The organism is Mesorhizobium sp. B3-1-8, from assembly GCF_006439495.1.
Taxonomy (GTDB): Bacteria; Pseudomonadota; Alphaproteobacteria; order Rhizobiales; family Rhizobiaceae; genus Mesorhizobium.
Genome location: NZ_VFTK01000012.1, coordinates 72,889 through 92,283, shown reverse-complemented (window position 1 = coordinate 92,283; position 19,395 = coordinate 72,889). Strand labels below are relative to the sequence as shown.

Annotated in this window: 17 protein-coding genes; 7 read left to right on the top strand and 10 right to left on the bottom strand. The window is 62.8% G+C overall.

All coding sequences use genetic code 11. From position 1 onward, the window contains the following. Nucleotides 1-5 precede the first annotated feature (5 nt). The gene (locus FJ424_RS13540; RefSeq protein WP_140653288.1) at nucleotides 6-995 is read right to left on the bottom strand and encodes a helix-turn-helix domain-containing protein; all 990 of its coding nucleotides are present in this window, start codon (nucleotides 993-995) and stop codon (nucleotides 6-8) included. Between the two features lie 125 nt (nucleotides 996-1,120). On the opposite strand from FJ424_RS13540, the gene FJ424_RS13535 reads away from it, so the two are divergent. From FJ424_RS13535 to FJ424_RS13525, 3 genes are all read left to right on the top strand, one after another. Further along, entirely contained in the window at nucleotides 1,121-1,762 is a 642-nt protein-coding gene (locus tag FJ424_RS13535; RefSeq protein WP_140653290.1) for a cysteine hydrolase family protein, read from the top strand. A 149-nt stretch (nucleotides 1,763-1,911) separates the two neighbouring features. Then, the gene (locus FJ424_RS13530; RefSeq protein WP_140653292.1) at nucleotides 1,912-2,145 is read left to right on the top strand and encodes a hypothetical protein; all 234 of its coding nucleotides are present in this window, start codon (nucleotides 1,912-1,914) and stop codon (nucleotides 2,143-2,145) included. Between the two features lie 15 nt (nucleotides 2,146-2,160). After that, nucleotides 2,161-3,474: a hypothetical protein gene (locus tag FJ424_RS13525; RefSeq protein WP_140653294.1), complete on the top strand. Its 1,314-nt coding sequence runs from the start codon at nucleotides 2,161-2,163 to the stop codon at nucleotides 3,472-3,474. Nucleotides 3,475-3,541: 67 nt separating this feature from the next. On the opposite strand, the gene FJ424_RS13520 is transcribed toward FJ424_RS13525, so the two are convergent. The 9 genes from FJ424_RS13520 to FJ424_RS13480 form a co-directional block, all read right to left on the bottom strand. Continuing rightward, nucleotides 3,542-5,221: a formate--tetrahydrofolate ligase gene (locus tag FJ424_RS13520; protein ID WP_140645716.1), complete on the bottom strand. Its 1,680-nt coding sequence runs from the start codon at nucleotides 5,219-5,221 to the stop codon at nucleotides 3,542-3,544. Between the two features lie 318 nt (nucleotides 5,222-5,539). Further along, entirely contained in the window at nucleotides 5,540-6,664 is a 1,125-nt protein-coding gene (locus FJ424_RS13515) for a DUF2333 family protein (RefSeq protein WP_140653296.1), read from the bottom strand. Between the two features lie 102 nt (nucleotides 6,665-6,766). Next, nucleotides 6,767-8,071: a DUF6638 family protein gene (locus tag FJ424_RS13510; RefSeq protein ID WP_140653298.1), complete on the bottom strand. Its 1,305-nt coding sequence runs from the start codon at nucleotides 8,069-8,071 to the stop codon at nucleotides 6,767-6,769. Between the two features lie 64 nt (nucleotides 8,072-8,135). Further along, nucleotides 8,136-8,549: a DUF559 domain-containing protein gene (locus FJ424_RS13505; protein ID WP_140653300.1), complete on the bottom strand. Its 414-nt coding sequence runs from the start codon at nucleotides 8,547-8,549 to the stop codon at nucleotides 8,136-8,138. 61 nt (nucleotides 8,550-8,610) lie between these two features. Then, nucleotides 8,611-10,515 (bottom strand): ATP-binding protein, encoded by a 1,905-nt coding sequence (locus tag FJ424_RS13500; protein ID WP_140653302.1) that lies wholly within the window; start codon nucleotides 10,513-10,515, stop codon nucleotides 8,611-8,613. Nucleotides 10,516-10,538: 23 nt separating this feature from the next. Next, nucleotides 10,539-11,684: a hypothetical protein gene (locus FJ424_RS13495; protein ID WP_140653304.1), complete on the bottom strand. Its 1,146-nt coding sequence runs from the start codon at nucleotides 11,682-11,684 to the stop codon at nucleotides 10,539-10,541. A gap of 34 nt (nucleotides 11,685-11,718) precedes the next feature. Further along, nucleotides 11,719-12,807: a hypothetical protein gene (locus FJ424_RS13490; protein WP_140653306.1), complete on the bottom strand. Its 1,089-nt coding sequence runs from the start codon at nucleotides 12,805-12,807 to the stop codon at nucleotides 11,719-11,721. Between the two features lie 328 nt (nucleotides 12,808-13,135). After that, complete coding sequence (locus tag FJ424_RS13485) at nucleotides 13,136-13,747, bottom strand: thymidine kinase (RefSeq protein WP_140653308.1); 612 nt, start codon at nucleotides 13,745-13,747, stop codon at nucleotides 13,136-13,138. 8 nt (nucleotides 13,748-13,755) lie between these two features. Continuing rightward, nucleotides 13,756-13,998 (bottom strand): hypothetical protein, encoded by a 243-nt coding sequence (locus FJ424_RS13480; RefSeq protein WP_140645724.1) that lies wholly within the window; start codon nucleotides 13,996-13,998, stop codon nucleotides 13,756-13,758. Here FJ424_RS13480 and FJ424_RS13475 point away from each other — a divergent pair. The 4 genes from FJ424_RS13475 to FJ424_RS13460 all read left to right on the top strand — a co-directional run bounded on the left by FJ424_RS13475 (nucleotide 13,997) and on the right by FJ424_RS13460 (nucleotide 19,310). Beyond that, on the top strand, nucleotides 13,997-14,932 hold the full coding sequence (locus tag FJ424_RS13475; protein WP_140645725.1) for a choline ABC transporter substrate-binding protein: 936 nt from the start codon (nucleotides 13,997-13,999) through the stop codon (nucleotides 14,930-14,932). The genes FJ424_RS13480 and FJ424_RS13475 overlap by 2 nt on opposite strands. 201 nt (nucleotides 14,933-15,133) lie before the next feature. Further along, nucleotides 15,134-15,988 (top strand): choline ABC transporter permease subunit, encoded by an 855-nt coding sequence (gene choW / locus FJ424_RS13470; protein ID WP_140645726.1) that lies wholly within the window; start codon nucleotides 15,134-15,136, stop codon nucleotides 15,986-15,988. Next, nucleotides 15,985-17,166: a choline ABC transporter ATP-binding protein gene (choV, locus tag FJ424_RS13465; RefSeq protein WP_140653310.1), complete on the top strand. Its 1,182-nt coding sequence runs from the start codon at nucleotides 15,985-15,987 to the stop codon at nucleotides 17,164-17,166. Before choW ends, choV begins: the two co-directional genes overlap by 4 nt. 110 nt (nucleotides 17,167-17,276) lie before the next feature. Further along, complete coding sequence (locus tag FJ424_RS13460) at nucleotides 17,277-19,310, top strand: autotransporter outer membrane beta-barrel domain-containing protein (RefSeq protein ID WP_140653312.1); 2,034 nt, start codon at nucleotides 17,277-17,279, stop codon at nucleotides 19,308-19,310. Nucleotides 19,311-19,395: the final 85 nt, after the last annotated feature.

Below are 19,395 nucleotides of genomic sequence, written 5' to 3'. Positions count from 1 at the left end.
TGTTCTCAAGACGCTTGCTTCATGTGCTCGTCCTGATCGACCCGCCCCGAAAACTCGCGCCTGTACCGCATCGGCGAGGTTCCGAGCCGCGCGGCGAAATGCTGGCGCAGCGACGTGGCGCTGCCGAAGCCCGCTTCGAAGGCCACCATGTCCATCGATTTGTCCGTCTGCTCCAGCAGCCTTTGCGCCAGTGCCACGCGCTGGTCGGCGAGCCAGCCGCCGAAACTGGTGCCGATCGAGTTCTGGAAGCGGCGCGTGAAGGTACGGCGCGTGAGGCCGGCCCTATCGGCGACGCTGTCGAGACTGTGCGTTTCGCCGAGCGTTGCCCGCACCCGGTCGAGAGCACGCGTGAACCGGTCCGCGTTCGGCGTCGGCGCAAGCGGGCGCTCGATGAACTGTGCCTGCCCGCCTTGCCGGTGCGGCGAGAGCACGACATGGCGGGCAAGCCGAAGGGCGGCCTCCGCGCCATAGCGGGCGCGCACGATGTGCAGGCAACAGTCTAGCCCGGCGGCGACGCCGGCCGACGTGATGATGTCGCCGTCGTCGACATAGAGCACGTCCGCGTCGATCGCGAGATCGGGATGCAGCGCCTGCAACCGGTCGGTATAAGCCCAATGGGTGGTCGCGTTGCGCCCGGCCAGCAATCCAGCGCCGGCAATGGCGAAGGTGCCGAGGCACAAGCCGACGATCAGCGCGCCGCGCCGATGCGCGCGTCGCAGCGCATCCTTGAACGGCGCGGCCAGCGGAGCCTCGAGATCCTTCCAGCTCGGAATGATGACGATGTCGGCCTCGTCTAGCGCGGAAAGTCCATGCGGCACCAGGATGCTCAGCCCGGCATCGGTATGAATGGGTCCCTCCTCCATCGCGCAGACACGGAAGTCGAAGCGCGGCAGTCCGAGCTTGGTGCGGTCCGCGCCGAACACCAGGCACGGCACGGAGAGATGAAACGGGCTGATGCCGTCGAAGGCGACGGCGGCGATGATCGGGTTCTTCATGACAAATATCGTTCCGTTGAAAGTCGAATGTCCCAATTCTTTCGAATGATGTCAATCGGGCCACTTTCTGGAGCCGAACCAGCCGACTAGCTTTGACCCATCAACACGATCGAAAGGAAACCGCCATGTCAGCTCCCGCCACCCAGCCACGCCGCGCGCTTGTCGTCGTCGATGTTCAGAACGACTACAATGGCGGCAATCTCGCCATCCAACATCCGCCATTCACCGAGACGATCGCCAATGTTGCGCGCGCCATGGATGCCGCCGCGGCGGCCGGCATCAAGATCGTCGTCGTCAGGCAGATGGCGCCCGAGACCTCGCCGATCTTCGCCAAGGGCAGCCATGGCGGCGAGTTGCATCCCGAGATCGCCAGGCGCGGCCGCGATCACTATGTCGAAAAGATGCTGCCTTCGGCCTTCACCGGCACGGATCTCGAAGCGTGGCTGCGCGCCAACGCCATCGATACGATCGCGGTCGTCGGTTACATGACCCACAATTGCGATCTGTCGACCATCATCCACGCGGTTCACATGGGCTTTGCCGTCGAGTTCCTTTCCGATGCCAGCGGCTCGGTGCCCTATGCCAACAACGCCGGCTATGCATCGGCAGAGGACATCCACCGGGTGGTGAGCGTCGTCTTGCAGTCGCGCTTCGCCGCGGTGCTGAAGACCGCCGAGTGGATCGATTGCCTGAAGACCGGCGCTCTGCCTGAGCGCGACACGATCTATGCATCGAACCAGCGTGCCTTGCAGCGTAATGCCGCCTAGCTTGAACCGCTTTCGGACGGCAAGGCGCCGCCTGCATGCGGCGCCTTTTTCTTGGCGCCAAATATCCAGCAGAGCGTGAGCCATTTCACGGACGTCGCTCCGGTATTTTCGGAAAGTCACCGCGCATGTGAGTAAGCGCGGTTGGCTTTTTGGGGGCTGGATTGAAGGCGCGCGTTGCACGAACCATGGTCGTCCTGGCCCTGGCCCTCGCCGTCGGCGCGGCGCTGCTGCCATGGCCCGCTCTTGCGCAAGTCCCGCCGCATGCGCCGGGGACGATCTGCGTCACCCAATTCTTCTGGTGCTGGGCGCAGCCGCCCGGGCCGCCCGGCTATCCCTGCGGATGCCCGTCGCAATATGGCTTCGTGCCGGGCTATCTGGGCTAGTCGTCGGGGGAAGCGATGACGACGTCCCACGATCCTCTTGTCTCAGGGTTGCTCGCCGACGCAAAGCTGGTTGCCGGCTATGGCCGCTACGGCGTGTTCAAGGACAGCGCCCTCTTCGCCGCCATCGGCGATGCGGAAAAGCTCAATGGCGCGACCGCAAGCCAGCCCGAGGTCGTCAAGCTTCAGACAGTGTTCAACGACTGCTCCAACACCGTGCCGTTTTCCACGCTGGCCGCGCTCCGCACCGGCTGGTCGCCCGGCGACATGTCGCGGCGGACCGCGCTGGCAACCTATTTTCTGATCGCCCTGTCGGTGACGATGATGATCATCATCGGCAAGCTGACCTATGTCTACAACAGGGGGGTTTCGATCAATGCGGAACTGCAGGAGATCGATAACAACGATTTCAGCGCCCGGTTCGGACAGTCGATCCGGCAGGTCTGGGCGACGAAGAAGCAATTGAGCTCGGCCGCCGCCCAGCAGGCGTCGGCGACCGATCTGACGCTTCTCAAGGATGCCTACTACAATTCCGTCGACAGCCTGCATTCGCTCGATCAACGTTTTTCCTCGCTGCTGGTGCGGGCGCAGGGGTTCATGACACAGGAAGCGCCATTCCCGCTCTGGGGCATGCAATGGGCCTATTGCAAGCTTTCGGCTTCGTCGGCCAAGGCGGGCGCGCCAATCGATTTCTCCAACCCCCGGCAGATGGCCATAGACCAGTTCTGCGGTCAGCAAATCGCGCTGGCGCAACAGCAAAGCGGGGCCGGGAACAGCCAGCCGCTCAAGCAGTCGGATTTCGATTGCAAGAACAACGGCAATACCGAAGGCGGCACGCAAGCCGTAAGCGCCACCGGCATCGCCGGCCAGGCCGAAGATGTGAACGCCGATTTCGATGAGGCGACGCGCGATCTGCAGTGCGAAGGCGTCATCACCATCACGCCGAATTCGATTTCGACGCTGACACTGCAGGCCAAGACGCTCAGCGAGGTCCTCAGCCCCTATGCGCTGTGGATCCTGCCCGCGCTTTACGGCGCGCTTGGCGGCATCATGTTCCACATGCGCATGATCCTGAACCCGCTTTTGCCCAATCCGTCGCTGTCCCGGCTCATTCACCGCATCGCGCTCGGCGGGCTTGCCGGCATGATCCTCGCCTGGTTCATGGCGCCGGGGACCAAGCTCGGCGGCGAGGTGACCGGCATAGGATTCAGCCTGTTCACCTTCGCTTTCTTGTTCGGCTTCAGCCTCGATATCTTCTTCGCCATCCTCGACCAGTTCGTCTCGATGTCGGTCGCCGGCATCAAGAAGTTCGGCTCGCCCACGGTGGCATGAAGGCCGGCGAAACAAAAAGGGCGCCGCGATGAGGCGGCGCCCTTGGTCGTTCAATTCGAACGAAGTTTTAGAACAGGCCCTCGATCTGGCCGGCCTCGTTCAAGAAGATCTTTTCCGAAGACGGCGCCTTGGGCAGGCCGGGCATGGTCATGACCTCGCCGCAGATGATGACGACGAAGCCGGCGCCGGCCGAGAGCCTGACCTCGCGCACCGGCACGGTGTGGCCGGTCGGCGCGCCGCGCAGGTTCGGGTCGGTCGAGAAGGAATACTGGGTCTTGGCCATGCAGACCGGCAGATTGCCGTAGCCGGCTTCTTCCCACGCCTTGAGCTGATCGCGCACCGACTTGTCGGCGATCGCTTCCGAGCCGCGATAGATACGCTGGACGATGGTGTTGATCTTCTCGAACAGCGGCATTGCGTCGGGATAGAGCGGCGCGAACTGGGAGGCGCCGGATTCGGCGAGCGCCACCACCTTGTTGGCAAGGTCCTCGATGCCGGCCGAACCGTTGGCCCAGTGCTTGCACAGGATCGCCTCTTCGCCCATCGAGGCGACATAGTCTTTCATCGCCTGGATCTCGGCCTCGGTGTCGGAATAGAAGTGGTTGATGGCAACCACAGCCGGCACGCCGAACTGGCGGATGTTCTCGATGTGACGGCCGAGATTGGCGCAGCCCTTCTTGACCGCCTCGATGTTTTCCTTGCCGAGGTCTTCCTTCTTGACGCCGCCATTCATCTTCATGGCGCGCACGGTCGCGACGATGACCGCAGCGGAAGGCTTCAGGCCCGCCTTGCGGCATTTGATGTCGAAGAATTTCTCGGCACCAAGGTCCGCGCCGAAGCCGGCTTCGGTGACGACATAGTCGGCGAGCTTCAGCGCCGTCGTGGTGGCGACGACGGAGTTGCAGCCATGCGCGATATTGGCGAACGGGCCGCCATGCACGAAGGCCGGGTTGTTCTCCAGCGTCTGCACCAGGTTGGGCTGCATGGCGTCCTTCAACAGCACCGCCATGGCGCCGTCGGCCTTGAGGTCGCGGGCATAGACCGGCGACTTGTCGCGGCGGTAGGCGACGATGATGTCGCCGAGGCGCTTCTCAAGGTCCTTGAGATCGGTGGCCAGGCACAGGATCGCCATCACTTCCGAGGCGACAGTGATGTCGAAGCCGGCTTCGCGCGGATAGCCGTTGGCGACGCCGCCGAGCGAGCAGATGATCTCGCGCAGCGCCCGGTCGTTCATGTCCATGACGCGGCGCCAGGCGACGCGGCGGGTGTCGATGCCGAGCTCGTTGCCCCAGTAGATGTGGTTGTCGATCAGCGCCGAGAGCAGATTGTGTGCGGTGGTGATGGCGTGGAAGTCGCCGGTGAAATGGAGGTTCATGTCCTCCATCGGCACGACCTGCGCGTAGCCGCCGCCGGCGGCGCCGCCCTTGACGCCGAAATTCGGGCCGAGCGAGGCTTCGCGGATGCAGATGATCGCCTTCTTGCCGATGCGGTTCAGGCCGTCGCCGAGGCCGACGGTGGTGGTGGTCTTGCCTTCGCCGGCCGGCGTCGGGTTGATGGCGGTGACCAGGATCAGCTTGCCGTCCTTGTTGCCCTTGACCGACTTGATGAACTCGGCCGAGATTTTTGCCTTGTCGTGGCCGTAGGGCAGAAGGTGTTCGGTCGGAATGCCGATCTTGGCGCCGATCTCCTGGATTTGTTTTTTCTTGGCGGCGCGCGCGATCTCGATGTCGGACTTCACTTCGGCCATGACGGCTTTCCTCTGGATTGGGCGTTGGAAGGGACTGTTTTGATCAATTGTGCATGTTTGGAACGCCGCACGGGCGCAAGGGTGTTTTCTAACCCTGTCGCTGCCTGGGCGTCAACTTTCATGCAACTATGTTTCCTGTAAAGAAAGAATATTGCTGTTCCCGGTGCGACCCTGTTCGGGTCTTCGACCCCAGTCGTTTGCGGCGTATAGAAGCCAGAGCGAAGGCCGTTCCGCCGTCTCAAAACAGCCGCTGAATACGCGAAAAGCGACAGAAGCGACGGCGCAAATCCACCATCCCTGTCTTGGCCGAAGAGGCTGCTACTGCGTCAGCACGTTGCTGATCTCGACCATGTTGGAGCGCACCCGCAGGATGTAGAAACCCATCGTCGTCAGATGCGTCGGCAGGAGCCAGCCATCCTCGCGGCCATTGGCGATGATGAAGGGCTGGATGCGCAGCGCCGAGACGAATTGCTGGTCCATCGTGTCCCACAGATTCTGCAGGTGCTTTTCCTTGATCACATCCTCGAAGTCGGCCTGGGCGCCCCTCATCAGGCCGTAATAGGCGTAGAGCTGGCCATAAGCGAACCAGAAGCGGTCGTCGGCGCGGGTATCGAACCAGCCATTGTTGTGGTTTTCGGCGCGTTCCTTGAGGATGGCCGAGGTCGAGCCGATGTCCGAAGCGATGCGGTCGATATATTGCTTCAGATTGTCGGCGCGGGCGTCGAAGGTCGCCTGGCAGGTGGCGAGACGGGCGTTGAAGGAGCGCAGCTTGCGCACAGCGTCGCGATAATAGCTCGGCGTCGGCGTCTTGGGGCCGAACGGGTTCAGGCCGAAATACCAGGTGTATTCGTCGAACTGCAGATTGCCGCGCGCGTCCTGCAGGTCGGCGTCGATCTGCGAGGTCGTGCGCACGCGGCCGAGATTGTCGGCAAGCTCGGTCGCGGTGCGCCGCACCGCCTGGTTGATGCCGCGCTGGAAGGACGCCTTGTTGTCCATCCAGGGCGTGTTGTCCCAATCGATGCCGAACAGGCCGAGCTTGTAGAGGATCATCGACGAGATCCAGGCATTCTGGTTGACGTTGAAGTCCGTCAGATCGGCGGCAACCTGGGCGATGGCGGAGTTGCCGCAGGTCTTGGCCGTATCGGTGCCGCTGCCGGCCGAAACCTGCTCGCCCGCCGACACGTTCCGCTTCTCGAACGTGTAGGTGTCGGGATAGTTCGGGTTGAAATTGTTCCACCACTGGGTAGCGTAGAAGAAATTGGCGTAGAGGCCGATCAGCACCAGGAGGGCAAGACCGACCACGGCCTTCAGAATCCAGCCGCGTTGCCCGTACCAGCGGCCGACCCACATGAATGGCCACAGGATGACGCCGATGACGAAGCCGATGCCGCGGCCGATCCACTGGAATATCTGGGTGAAGAAGTTCACGATCGGGTCGAGCATGGCTGTGGCACCCCCTAGCATGATGCCAAAAAGTTGCAGACTTTTTGGATAACATCATGCGCCAAAACAACAAGTGAGAACGAAATGACGGCTCATTTCGCTCTAGTCAGTCAGGCCGTAAAGGCGCGCGCGGAACGCCGCCTTTTCCTTCAAATATGTGGTTTTCAGAACGTCCACAACATGGCTTCTCCAGGCGTCGCTGAAGCCGTCATAGTCCTTGTAGAAACCCGGCTTGTTGAAGACGTAACGCGAAACGAAGTCCTGCGGCACGAAATCCGAGATCAACTGGTTGGTCAGCCAGGCATCGGGATGGTCGGGCTTGGCGCGCACGACCAGGAATCGCTGGCGCGGCGGCACATCCTCGATCTTGAGATGGCCGAACTGGGCGATTTCGCGCTTGGCGGCATTGAGGAAGGGAAAGTTCCCGTCCTGGGCGATCAGGTCGGCATGGCCGTGGATCCAGGTCTGCAGCCACACCTTGTCGACATCGGTCAGATTGCGGTTGGGCTCGGCGTCGCGGATCAGCGCGCGCACGACCATTTCTGCGCGATGCTCGAGATAGCCGGAAGCCTCGATCCATGAGGCGCGCGGCAGGTCGAGCCGGCCGGTGGCGGCCAGGAAGCGGAACACCTTGTCGGCGTCGTTGATCGACAGATAGCTTACCTGCCAGGGGCGCGAGCGGCGGAAGCCGGGGGCGGCCGGATCGCTGATCACCGTCGTCATATCGGGGTCGACGAAGACGTAGAGCCCGCCGAAATGGCTGGTCCAGTAGGCGTTGTGACGGAAGATAACCTGGTCCGGCACCAGCGCGTTCTCGCGGATGTCGCCGCAGACCTTGGCAAGATCGACCATGCGCTGGAGCATGGCGTTGTCGCGCCAGGCGTCGGGCTCCTGCTTCAGCCGGTCGACCAGCTTGCCGAGCTCGGCCGCCTTGCCCAGCACGTCCTCTGCCGACAGCACCTTGAACTCGACCTGGTTGATCGACAGCAGGTCCTCGATGTCGTTGACCTTGGGAACCGAGTCCTCGATCTCGCCGTAGATCACGTCCTTGATGGTCAGCGCGTCGATGGCGCGCTGGTTCTTCGACATGAACTCGAACATCAGCTGCGAGGTGTTGGAGAAGGCGGTATGCACCACCGGCAGGTCGATCTGCGACGGCGTCAGGATGATGAAGCGGCGGTTGACCTCGTTGGGGTCGAGATAGTCATAGTCGCCGCATTCCTCGGCGATCTCCGGCGAGAAGCCGGTGCGGTCGATCTGGAAGCTCTTAAGCTTGGTCGGTTCGAGGCCGAAGGCGGCAAGCGCCTTGTTGTAGCGCTGGATGAGGTGCGGCTCGTCGATGGCGAGCAAGCGGCCGTAGATCAGCTCGTTGTCGCGCAGAAGATCAGGCTTTTTGGCGTGGGTCATTCTTCCTTCTCCCCGTTCACGGGGAGAAGGTGCCCGAAGGGCGGATGAGGGGCGGCGCCGACGCTCATCGTCCCTGCTCCGAGGGTGCGGCCGGCAGAAATTTCGCATCGACACCGATCATTTTGCGATCCAGCCGACCATCCAGGGCTGCAACAATTGTGTCCAGCACGCTCGAAAGGCCGGTCAAAACATCTGCGTGCCATACTCTCAACACCGACCAACCGTTTTCGTTCATGGTTTCGTCCCTATATCGATCCCGAGAGCGGCCTGCATGCTGGCTGCCGTCCACCTCCACAACCAGATTGGCATCGCGGCAGGCGAAGTCCGCAAAATAAGGGCCGATCGGCAGTTGGCGAACAAATTTGTAGCCGTTCAATCGCCGTCCTCGCAGTTCATGCCACAGCCGTTCCTCCGCATCGTTTTCGACTTTCCGAAGCTGACGGGCTCTCGCCACTTTCGGTTCATTCCTCCCACGCATGGCGCTGCCCCTCATCCGCCCTTCGGGCACCTTCTCCCCGTGAACGGGGAGAAGGAAAAGATCACCAAAGCCCCTTCTTCTTCAATTCCTCCATCTCGCGCGCCGCCCGCTCGCGCAGCCTTGCGTCGCGCAGGAGCTTCTCCACCGCGGCATCGTCGGACTTGTCGGAATAACGGAACTCGGAATCGGCGTAGCGGTTGATCTCCTGCATGACCATGTCCATCGAGAACGGTCCGCGCAGTTCCTCGATCATCGCCTTCTTGTCGTCGTAGCTCTTGTGCATGAAGGCTTCCGGCTTCTCGAACCAGTCGTCCGGCAGCTCGATATCCATGGCGCGCATCTTGATGGCATCGGTGACGTTCTTGATGGCGCGGCCGGTGAAGCGCGGCTCGGCGTCCTTGATCATATGCAGGTAGGTGCCGACATCGGCCATGGTCTTGGGCGCGCCATTCTCCTTCATGTAGCGCTCATAGACCTTCATCAGCCCGTCTTCCTGCGGCTTCTCATGCTCCTCATAGGCTTCCTCGACGGCGCGCTGGATCTCCTGCGCGGCATAGAGCTCGTGCTCGCCGAGCGGGATCTTATGGTTCTTGCCGGCAAGCAGCACGAAGATGTCGATATAGTCGTCGCGGGTCTGCGGGCCATCGACCAGCCATCGCGCGCCGGCGCGCTGGCGCAGCGCATCGTCGACATTTTCCGGATAGTTGGAAAACATGCCGAAGGAGCAGTTGCCGCGCACGACCGTCGAGGCGCCGGCGAAGGCGTCCATCAGCACGCCGGTGATCTCCTGCTGGCCGGCCGAGGCGCGGTCGTCGGAACGGCGCGCCGCCACCTGGTCGATGTCGTCGATGGTGCCGAAGCCGATGACGCGCGGATTGAGCACGTTGTTGATGAACTGGCGGCAGTTCTGGCCGGACTTGCCCTGATAGGACGAGATCTGGTCGACGCCGAAATTCTCGTAAGCAAAAGGATAGCCTGCGACCTGACAGTAGCCATTGACGAGGCCGGCGATCATCTGGATCAGCGTCGTCTTGCCGGTGCCCGGCGCGCCGTCGCCGATGAAGGTGAAGAGGAAGCCGCCAAGCTCGACAAAGGGATTGAGCTCGCGCTCGAAATCATAGGCCATCAGCATCTTGGCCAGTTTGACCGACTGGTATTTGGCGATGTGGTTGCCGACGACTTCCTCCGGCTTCTTGAAGGTCATCACCAGCGGCTTGGATCGTTTGCCGGGCGCGACGTCGAAGCCATCGAGGATGAAATCGTCGACATCGATGCGGATATGCGCGTTCTCGAATGGGCCGATGCCGTCGAAGCGGCCCTTGCGCGCCAAGAGCCCGTCGATGGCGACCCGGGCAAAGGCCCGCGCCCGCGTCATCAGGTCCGCATCGTCCTTCGAGCCGGCGATCGCCTTGTCGAGGCCGGCGACGATCGACTTCACCGCGTCCTGCGGGGTATCGAACAGGAAGTCGGGTTCGGGGCTGTCGTTCGGCGCCTCCCTGTCGCTGTCGATCAGCTGGAACAGGTAGGAAGCGAAGCTGAAGGCCGACACGTAAGCCGACGCCGACAGAAGCTTTTTGAACCTCGCGGCTTCGTCGCCTTCGAGCGGCGCGCGGACGTTCCTTGCCTGCAGGCTTTCGAGGTCGGAGCCTTCGGCGAAGACGTCGGATATGGCGAGCGCGATCGCCAGGCCGCGGCGGGCGCGGTAGAGCAGCGTGTGCTGCGGGATGCTCATCAGCTGGTCGTCGGGATGGATGGCCGCGACCGTCTTCGACAGCTCGACCTCGCGCGTGCGGCGCACCGAACCGACCGACACGGTCGAGACGAAGCGTCGGTTGGTGCCGGCAAGCGCGGTGCCGGATTCGCGCGAGGGGTCCTCCAGCACGACGATGCGGGTGATGAAGCTCTGCGCGGTCGCGCGGTGCTTTTCAATTGCGGCTTCCGAGATCGTTGTCAGGCCGGTGTCCATGAAGGATGCTCCGCGATTGACGGTCAGACGTCGCTGATCACCTGTCCGTTGGACAGGATGTGGACCTTGTAACCGGAAAAGATCTTCTGCGCCTCGCCGGCGGCGTAGAGCGCCTGGTAGGCCTCGTGCGGGATCAGCGCGTGGTTCTCGTAGCTCGACACGCCCTGGCGCGCCGCTTCGAGATCGTCGGTGTTGATGAAGAATTCCTGCGTCGTCTTCTCGCTGGAGAACAGGCCCCTGCGGCCGGGCTTCTCGCTCTTGGAGAAGACTTCCTGGATGGTCCAGGTGAGCAGCCAGGCGTTCTGCGGCCTGCGCACCTTGGCCAGCACCTCGGCCACCGTCGAATTGTTGTCGGTGATGCCGGCCGAGTAGAAGGGTCCCAGCACCACGCGCCGCAGCTGCTTGGGATGCAGCGGCTCGAAATCCTTGTCGAGATTGACCGCGATCGTCGCCGGAGACAGCGTGTAGGCCGAGTTCTTCTCGGTGAAATCGTCGAAGCGGTGCGCAAGCTCCGGGTTGAGCAAGCCGTCGACGGGGAGCGGGATATCGACCCGCTCGTTGAGCTTGCCGTTCACGTCGACCAGCTGGCGCACCATGCTTTCGGAGGAGTCCTCCACCGTCACCATGTAGACCAGCGGCAGGTTGGCGCTGCCGTCGAAAGCGGCCCAGTGGACGAGATAATAGGGCCGCATTGTCTTCGGGTTGACCGAGACCTTTGCCGTCTGCGCCAGGGTGAAGGGGCCGAAGGTCGCCTCGCTCTTGACGTCCTCAAGATAGAGCCGCTCTGCCATCGACTTCTGCAGCGCCTCTGGGAATTCCTTGTGGCGAAGGATGAAGTCGGCCATCTCCTCGCGCAGTTCGCCGGCCTGCGGGATGTTGGCCAGCCGCGCATCGGCCTGCTGGCGGTCGTTTTCCAGCTCCAGCAGGTTCTGGAAGACGGGGTAGCCGCTTTCGGCGCGCGAGATGCGGAAGGTGTCCATGAAACCGAGCCGGTTGCGCCAGCAGGCAAAGGACTTGTCCAGCCGCGCGATATACTCCGCGACGATCCTGGCGACGATGCCGTGCCGGTAGAGCGGCGAGCGGTCGTCGCGCATGAACACTTCCAGCCCGCTCAGCGCCGCCGTGATGGCGGAGAAATAGCGTGCCGCGGCGTCGTTTTCAGGTGTCATGTGGCTGCCGTGGAAATGAAGTCAGCGGCGCCGCCTACGACTGCACGTAGTTTGCCGAATTGTGCTTCTTCATCACATCGTCGAAGCGGCGGGCGAAAGCATCGTCGGCGAGCTTCTTGCGGCGCTGGATGTCGGCGCTGGCGACCATGTTCTTCTCGTGCATCTCCAAGAGGTCGCCGATGTGCTTCTGCGAGGCGGCGCCGATGCCGGCCATCGTCTCCTCGGCGGTGTTATCGACCTGGCTGCCCAGCGTGTTGATCTTGTGGGCGACGTCCTGCTGGGCGGCGGTCTTCAGCGAATCCTCCAGCGCCTTGTACAGCACGATGCGCTGCTCGGTGTCGATGGTCAGCTTGTTGATCAGCGTCGACTGCGCGGCGATCTGGTTGTTGAGCGAATCGACGAAGGTCTGGAACATCGAAGTGTAGCGCTCCAGCGTCTGGCTTTCGGCCAGCAGCTCCTGTTCCTTGGCCTGCTTTTCATTGTACTCGGTCGCCATTTTCGAGCGTTCGCCCTCAAGCTCGGTGCGCTCCTTCTGGGTCGTGGAGGCGGCGATCTTGTTTTCGATATCGAGCAGCTGAGGGTTCAATTCCTCGATGCGCTTCTGCACCGCTTCAAGATTGGTCATCGTCACCTTGCGGCGCTCGATAACCTGGGACAGGCTGGTCTCCGAGGTCTTGTAGCGCTGGTCGAGGACCTGCTTCTGCGCCTTCAATATGCCGACGATGGTATCCGACTTTGCCAGCAGCTCCTGAAGATTGCCGGCCAGCGACATGTTGCGGACGCGGTCGGTGCGCATGCGCTGCTTGCGCTGCGCCGAAAAGACACCGACGAAGTTTTCCCAGCCGGTGTAGTTCTTCATGCTTTCGAATTCGGCGCCGAAGACATTGGTGGCGTCCTCCAGCCCGATGATCAGGTCGGCGATGTTGCCTTCCATGACCTTCTGTTGCTTGAGCACGTCCTCGATGCGGGCGTTCTCGATGTCGAAATTGGCGTCGCCGATCTTCTTGTCGGCCTGGGCGAGCGTGTCGAGCACGGTGCCGGACTGCTCGATCTTGGTGCGCATGTCCTGCACGACCTGCTTGGTCTTGGCAATTTCGGCATCGAAATTCTGCAATGTCGCCATTGGGGCCTCCCGCTTCGGCATCCGTTTCCGTGTCGTGGCGGCGAATATATGTGGGGCTTCAAGGGATTGAAAGAAGGAAGACAAGGAGAAGCGTCGAAACAAAAGAATTGGTTTGGTCCTTGAAAGGCAAGGCAAGCATGCGCATGGTGCCTAGTAACGCGCACCATCATCGAACAGCTTTGGCTGATATGCCTTAAGGTCTTGTTTTTGCGAACGGCCATGAAACAGCGCCGGCAAATATCTTGCAGCGGCGATGCCCGTTTCGCCGGCGCCGGTCAAGGCTTGAAGCGGTTTTCGGACGACATCCGGCTCTAGGCAGCCTTCCGGCTCAGCGGCTCACAAAACCGATGAAGTCGTCGGGCGCGGCGCGGCCCATCTCCTCTTCCCAATGCCGGCGGCAGAGCGAGACGTAGACATCCTTGCCGATCGCCACCTGATCGCCCTGTTTCGCCACCTTGCCTTCGGGACCCAGCCGCACGACCATCGTCGCCTTGCGCCCGCAACGGCAGATGGTGCGCACCTCGCGCAGGTCGTCGGCGATGGCGAGCAGCGCTCGCGAGCCGGAGAAGAGATTGCCCTGGAAATCGGTGCGCAGGCCGTAGCACATGACCGGAATATTCAGCCGGTCGGCGATGCGGGCGAGCTGCCAGACCTGCTCCTCCTCGAGGAACTGCGCCTCATCGACGAAGATGCAATGCACCGGGGCATGCCGGTGGTGCTCGGCGACCCTGGCATAGAGGTCGTCGCCGCCGCGGAACATCTCGGCCTCGGATTCGAGGCCGATGCGCGACGAGATCAATCCGGTGTCGCCCTTGCAGTAATGGCCGGCGACCAACAGCATCGTCGACATGCCGCGTTCGCGATAGTTGTAGGATGCCTGCAAAAGCATGGTCGTCTTGCCGGCGTTCATCGTCGCGTAGTGGAAATAAAGCTTGGCCATAGGTGCTTTTAAGCCGACTTGCCGCCGCGCGGGGAGAGGGCACCGGCTCCGTCCACCAAAAACTCCCTGCCGTTCAAAAACTCCATGTCGCTCAAAAGGGTGTCATGTCGCTTAATGACCAGCGCGCGCCGTTCATCGTGATGTTGAACCGCTTGAAACAACATCAAAATGGTGTTTGGCTGACGAAACAAGGCGGGCGCAAGAACCGTGACTTCGCTTTGCCTTAAGAATTGCAATGGGAGAAAGTTCATGTCGCGTATGAAATCTTTCGTCGCAGGCCTCGGCCTCGCGGCGCTTCTGTCCACGACCGCCGCTTATGCCGGCGATCCGGCGAGCTGCAAGGCGGTTCGGCTCTCCGACGTCGGCTGGACCGACATCCAGGCCACCACGGGGCTGGCCTCGGTGCTGCTCACCGCGCTCGGCTATGAGCCGCAGGTGATCCAGCTCTCGGTGCCGGTGACCATGGCTTCGCTGAAGAACAAGGACCTCGACGTCTTCCTCGGCAACTGGATGCCGTCGATGACCAACGACATCAAGGACTACACCGCCGACGGGTCGGTCGAGACGATCAGCACCAACCTGACCGGTGCAGGCTACGGCATCGTCGTGCCGACCTATGTCGCGGATGCCGGCGTCAAGACACTGACCGATCTCGGCAAGTTCAAGGACAAGTTCAACGGCAAGATCTACGGCATCGAGGCCGGCAATGACGGCAACCGCATCATCCTCGACATGATCAAGAACCCGAAGGACAACCTCGAAGGCTTCGAACTGGTCGAGTCGTCCGAAGCCGGCATGCTGACGCAGGCGGAGCAGTCGATGAAGAACAACGAGTGGATCGCCTTCCTCGGCTGGACGCCGCATCCGGTGATGGGCGCCATGAAGATCACCTATCTCGACGGCATGGGCGATAGCGGCTTCGGCGCCGCCACCGTCTATACCAATGTGCGCAAGGGCTACACCACCGAATGCCCGAACGCCGGCAAGTTCATCGCCAACCTGAAGTTCAATCTCGACATGGAAGGCGAGATGATGGACGCGATCCTGAAGGGCGGCGACGCCCAGACGGTGGCGACGGACTGGCTGAAGAAGCATCCTGACGCGGTCGCGCCCTGGATTGCCGGCGTCACCACTTTCGACGGCGGCGACGCGGCCGCTGCCGTCAAGACCGCGCTCGGAGGCTGAGCCTGCTTTGAATCCGGAACGATGATCCGGAAGAGGGCAGCCAGGTAGAAAAGGCTGCCCTTTTTCTTAAAGCGCATCGCGCTTTAAGTCTCTGTTTTACGCATGCCATTTTCCCAAAACCGCTGCACACTTTTGGGTGACATGCGTTAAGCTGCGAGAAGCTGACCGTGCGGCAAGCGCGGCAAAGCCGAGAGGGGAAAGATGGATCCGATTTCGAAATTCCTGACCGATTACAAAATCCCCATCGGGCCGTGGGGCAAGGCCTTCTTCGGCTTCCTGACCGACAATTTCGACACCATCTTCCGGGCGTTTTCAAACGGGCTGAACTTCATCCTCGACGGGGCGGTGGATCTGCTGCTGGTGGTCCCGCCCGTGCTTCTGGCGCTGGTCATCGCGATCATCGCCTGGCTGCTGCAGCGTTCGCGGCCGCTCGCCATCGGCGTCTTCCTGGGTCTGATCTTCATCATCAACCAGAACCTGTGGAAGCAGACGGTGCAGACGCTGGTGCTGGTGGTTGCCGCCGCCGCCATGGCCATGGCGATCGGCGTGCCGCTCGGCATCTGGGCCGCGCACAAGCCGAAGGTCTACCGGGTCATGCTGCCGGTGCTCGACCTGATGCAGACGCTGCCGACCTTCGTCTACCTGATCCCGGTGCTGACGCTGTTCGGCCTCGGCAACGCGCCCGGCCTGATCGTCACCATCATCTTCGTCATCCCGACAGCCGTGCGCCTCACGCATCTCGGCGTGGTTTCAGTGCCCAAGGCGATCGTCGAAGCGGGCGAGGCGTTCGGCGCCACCAAGCGCCAGCTTCTGTGGAAGGTGGAGCTGCCGTCGGCGCTGCCGACCATCATGGCCGGCCTGACGCAATCCATCATGCTGTCGCTGTCGATGGTGGTGTTCGCCGCCCTGATCGGCGCCGGCGGCCTCGGCACGGAAATCAACCGCGCGCTCGGCTCGCGCCGCATCGATCTCGGGCTTGAGGCGGGCCTCGCCATCGTCGTGCTCGCCATCGTGCTCGACCGCATGACCCGCATCGGCGTTGGAGGCAAGAAATGACCGTCGCGGTTGATTTCAAGAATGTGGACATCGTCTTCGGCGCCGATCAGGCAGGTTCGCTGGCGATGATCGACAAGGGCGCTACGCGCGCCGAAATCCTCGAGAAGACCGGTAACGTGCTGGGTTGTGCCGGCGCCAGCCTCACCGTGCATGAAGGCGAGATATCGGTGCTGATGGGCCTGTCCGGCTCCGGCAAGTCGACGCTGCTGCGGGCCGTCAACCGGCTCAATGTGGTGTCGCGAGGCCAGGTGCTGGTCAAGGACGGCGACCACACGGTCGATGTCGTCACCTGCGACGAGGCGACCTTGCGGCGGCTGCGCCAGAAGCAGGTGGCGATGGTGTTCCAGCAGTTCGGCCTGCTGCCCTGGCGCACGGTCGAGGAAAATGTCGGCTTCGGCCTCGAGCTTGCCGGCGTGCCGGAGGTGGAACGCAAGGCGCGCGTGCAGAAGCAGCTGCAGCTGGTCCATCTCGACCAATGGTCGAAGAAATACGCCCATGAGCTTTCGGGCGGCATGCAGCAGCGCGTCGGTCTTGCGCGCGCCTTCGCCACCGAAGCGCCGATCCTGTTGATGGACGAGCCGTTCTCGGCGCTCGACCCGCTGATCCGCACCAAGCTGCAGGATGAGTTGCTGCAACTGCAGGCCGAGCTGAAGAAGACCATCATCTTCGTCAGCCACGACCTCGAGGAGGCGCTGAAGATCGGCAGCCACATCACGATCATGGAGGGCGGCCGCATCGTCCAGACCGGCGCGCCGGAAGACATCGTGCTTAGGCCCGCCAACGACTATGTCCGCGACTTCATCGCCAATGTGAATCCGCTCTCGGTGCTGACGGCATGGAATGTGATGCGCGATCGCCGCGATCTCGAACAGGGCGAGGACGGCTGGGTGTGGCTCGACCGGCGCAAGACGACGCGCTTCAAGATCGACGACCACGGCCTGGTGGCCGCGGCCGAACGCGACGGCAAGCCGGCGATATGGGTCTCCTGCGCCGATGTCGAGGCCCAGCCGGAGGAGGGGGCCCAGGTGTTCTGGGCCAATCCCGGCACGCCGCTGAAGACGGTAATGCTCGCCATGCACCGCTCGCAGACGGCGCCGGTGGCGCTGTTCGACGAAGGCTCGCGCTTCGTCGGCGCGATCGGCATCCGCGACGTGCTGAGCGCGGTGCTGCGGCGATAGGCTTCTTCGAAGGCGCCCGGTCTCCGGTCCGGGCGCGCGGCCCGCGGCTTGTTTTCCGGTTCCTTCCAGCGCAGAATCTATCTGTTGTATGCCCATGCGCCGAGAGGGTGATGCCGACGTCGCGCACAGGGGTTCCAGGCGCGGTAGCGCTGTCGATGTTCGCCGGGATCTCGCTCGCAAGCGGCGCGGCGTTTTCCCAAGGTTTTGTCATCGGCAATGGCGTCGTCGCCAGCCAGCAGACGATGGCCGCTGCCGGCGATACCGGCATCGTGCAGCCGAACGGGGCGATCGAGACATTCGGCGCCGGCATCGATGCCGTGCGGATGCTCAACTCGAACCAGCGGCTCACCAATGACGGGTTGATTGCAACCTTGGGCGGCGCCGCCGCCAATGTGCATTCGCAAGGCAGCAGCGCGACCATCCTCAACAACGGAGCCATCCTGGCGATAGGCGATGCCTCCATCGGCATCTTGTCGGAGGGCGGCAATGCGCACATCGTGAACAACGGCTCGATCGAAGCGCTTGGCGTCGCCACATACGGCATCATCAGCGACGCCCTGGGCGGGCGGGTGGACAACCGTGGCTTTATCGGCGTTTCAGGCACGGCCGCCGCAGGCATAATCGGCGATGGGCCGGACCTGGAGATAGACAACAGCGGCTCGATCGAGGCCTATGGGACCGCCGCCGCCGGGATCATCTGGCAGAGCAACGGTCTTCAACTGCAAAATTCCGGGTCGATCGTTGTGTCGGGGCTGGCTTTCGTCGGCATCGGCGCCAGCGGCAATGACATCGCAATTGCCAACAGCGGCACGGTCGATGTCTTCGGGACAGCCTCGACAGGCATAGGCACCCTGTTCGGCAACGCCACGATCGTCAATTCGGGTTCGGTCATCGTGGGGGGCGTGGGCGGTGTTGCCATCGCCGCCCAGGGCAGCAACTCTGTCGTCACTAATTCCGGCCGAGTCTTCGGCGACCAGAGCGTGGCGATCTATTTCGGCGCGCCCGACGCGGTGCTGAATCTTTTGGGCGGGACGGCCATTCAGGGGCCGATCGTCTTTTCCGGCGGCGGCAACACCGTCACCTTCGGCCCTGCACTGAATGCCGTCATGAGCTTTTCAGGGAGCGGCCTGCCGCAAACCGTGCTGACCGGCGGCAGGCCGTTCGTGACGAGCGGCTCCAGCGTGGCGGTGGTGGACATCACCGGGTTTGCCAGCAGCGGGCCGTTGGTCGAGGACCTTGTCGACGGCATAGCCGGTGTTGCGGAGGCGCGCATGTCCGCTCCAAGCGACGATTTGCCTGCGCCGCATAAAGGTCCAGACGCCTGGATCTCGACATTCGGCGGGCTACGCTCCCAGGGCGGTTCCGGCGCATCGGCCGGATTCAGCGAGGCGCTTGGCGGCATGGTCGCCGGCGCCGAAACGCGCTCGGGCGACGGGTTCCTCGGTGGCTTGTTCATCGGAGGCGCCGCCGGATCGACCGAGGTCGACGACGACGCGCAGGAGATCGTCCATCGCGGCGTGTTCGCGGGCGGCTATCTCGGCTATGACGGAGGGGTCAATTTTGCCGAAGCGGCATTCGTCGCCGGCGTGCTCCAGGAGCGCAGCCGCCGCCGTGTCGCGAACAATCTGGTGCTCGACGGCATCGAGACGGCGCAGGCGGATTTCAACGGCGTCTTCCTCAGCCCGTCGGTTACGCTCGGCACGCGGCTGCCGGTTTCGTCCGGTACGCTGATACCCAGCGTGCGGCTGCGTTACGCCGGGCTGTTCTTCGACGATTACGCCGAGACCGGTTCGGACGGCGATCTCGCGGTCGCGCGGCGCAACGTCAACGTCTTCGAGGCGCGTGGCCAGCTCGCGCTGGCTTTGGCGCCCGTCAGCATGCCAAGCCAGACCTGGCAAACCACGCTTCGAGCGGGGATCGACGCGATCGCGCAAAGCAGCGATGACGTTTCGGCGACATTGCTCGGCAAGGACATCTCTTTTCCCGCGGGCGGCAAAAGATTTGTGTTGCGCGGCTTTGCCGGCGCGGACGTCGCCGCGGAGGTGGGCGCCGGCATGACGCTCAATGCCGGCTTCGAGGCGGGTTACGAGACCGACAATGCCTTCACCGTCCGCGGCCAGGCCCGTCTCAGCAAGGCTTTTTGAGGGAGCTGATCGACCAGCCCGGACCGCATTTGAAGGCTGGCATCCCGCCGCCGCAGGGAAGGTCGTCTACCGCCATATATTTTTC

Coding starts and splice junctions, on each gene's coding strand:
- FJ424_RS13540 (WP_140653288.1), bottom strand. CDS start 995: ATGAAGAACCCGATCATCGCCGCCGTCGCCTTCGACGGCATCAGCCCG.
- FJ424_RS13535 (WP_140653290.1), top strand. CDS start 1,121: ATGTCAGCTCCCGCCACCCAGCCACGCCGCGCGCTTGTCGTCGTCGAT.
- FJ424_RS13525 (WP_140653294.1), top strand. CDS start 2,161: ATGACGACGTCCCACGATCCTCTTGTCTCAGGGTTGCTCGCCGACGCA.
- FJ424_RS13520 (WP_140645716.1), bottom strand. CDS start 5,221: ATGGCCGAAGTGAAGTCCGACATCGAGATCGCGCGCGCCGCCAAGAAA.
- FJ424_RS13515 (WP_140653296.1), bottom strand. CDS start 6,664: ATGCTCGACCCGATCGTGAACTTCTTCACCCAGATATTCCAGTGGATC.
- FJ424_RS13510 (WP_140653298.1), bottom strand. CDS start 8,071: ATGACCCACGCCAAAAAGCCTGATCTTCTGCGCGACAACGAGCTGATC.
- FJ424_RS13505 (WP_140653300.1), bottom strand. CDS start 8,549: ATGCGTGGGAGGAATGAACCGAAAGTGGCGAGAGCCCGTCAGCTTCGG.
- FJ424_RS13500 (WP_140653302.1), bottom strand. CDS start 10,515: ATGGACACCGGCCTGACAACGATCTCGGAAGCCGCAATTGAAAAGCAC.
- FJ424_RS13495 (WP_140653304.1), bottom strand. CDS start 11,684: ATGACACCTGAAAACGACGCCGCGGCACGCTATTTCTCCGCCATCACG.
- FJ424_RS13490 (WP_140653306.1), bottom strand. CDS start 12,807: ATGGCGACATTGCAGAATTTCGATGCCGAAATTGCCAAGACCAAGCAG.
- FJ424_RS13485 (WP_140653308.1), bottom strand. CDS start 13,747: ATGGCCAAGCTTTATTTCCACTACGCGACGATGAACGCCGGCAAGACG.
- FJ424_RS13475 (WP_140645725.1), top strand. CDS start 13,997: ATGTCGCGTATGAAATCTTTCGTCGCAGGCCTCGGCCTCGCGGCGCTT.
- FJ424_RS13480 (WP_140645724.1), bottom strand. CDS start 13,998: ATGAACTTTCTCCCATTGCAATTCTTAAGGCAAAGCGAAGTCACGGTT.
- choW (WP_140645726.1), top strand. CDS start 15,134: ATGGATCCGATTTCGAAATTCCTGACCGATTACAAAATCCCCATCGGG.
- choV (WP_140653310.1), top strand. CDS start 15,985: ATGACCGTCGCGGTTGATTTCAAGAATGTGGACATCGTCTTCGGCGCC.
- FJ424_RS13460 (WP_140653312.1), top strand. CDS start 17,277: ATGCCGACGTCGCGCACAGGGGTTCCAGGCGCGGTAGCGCTGTCGATG.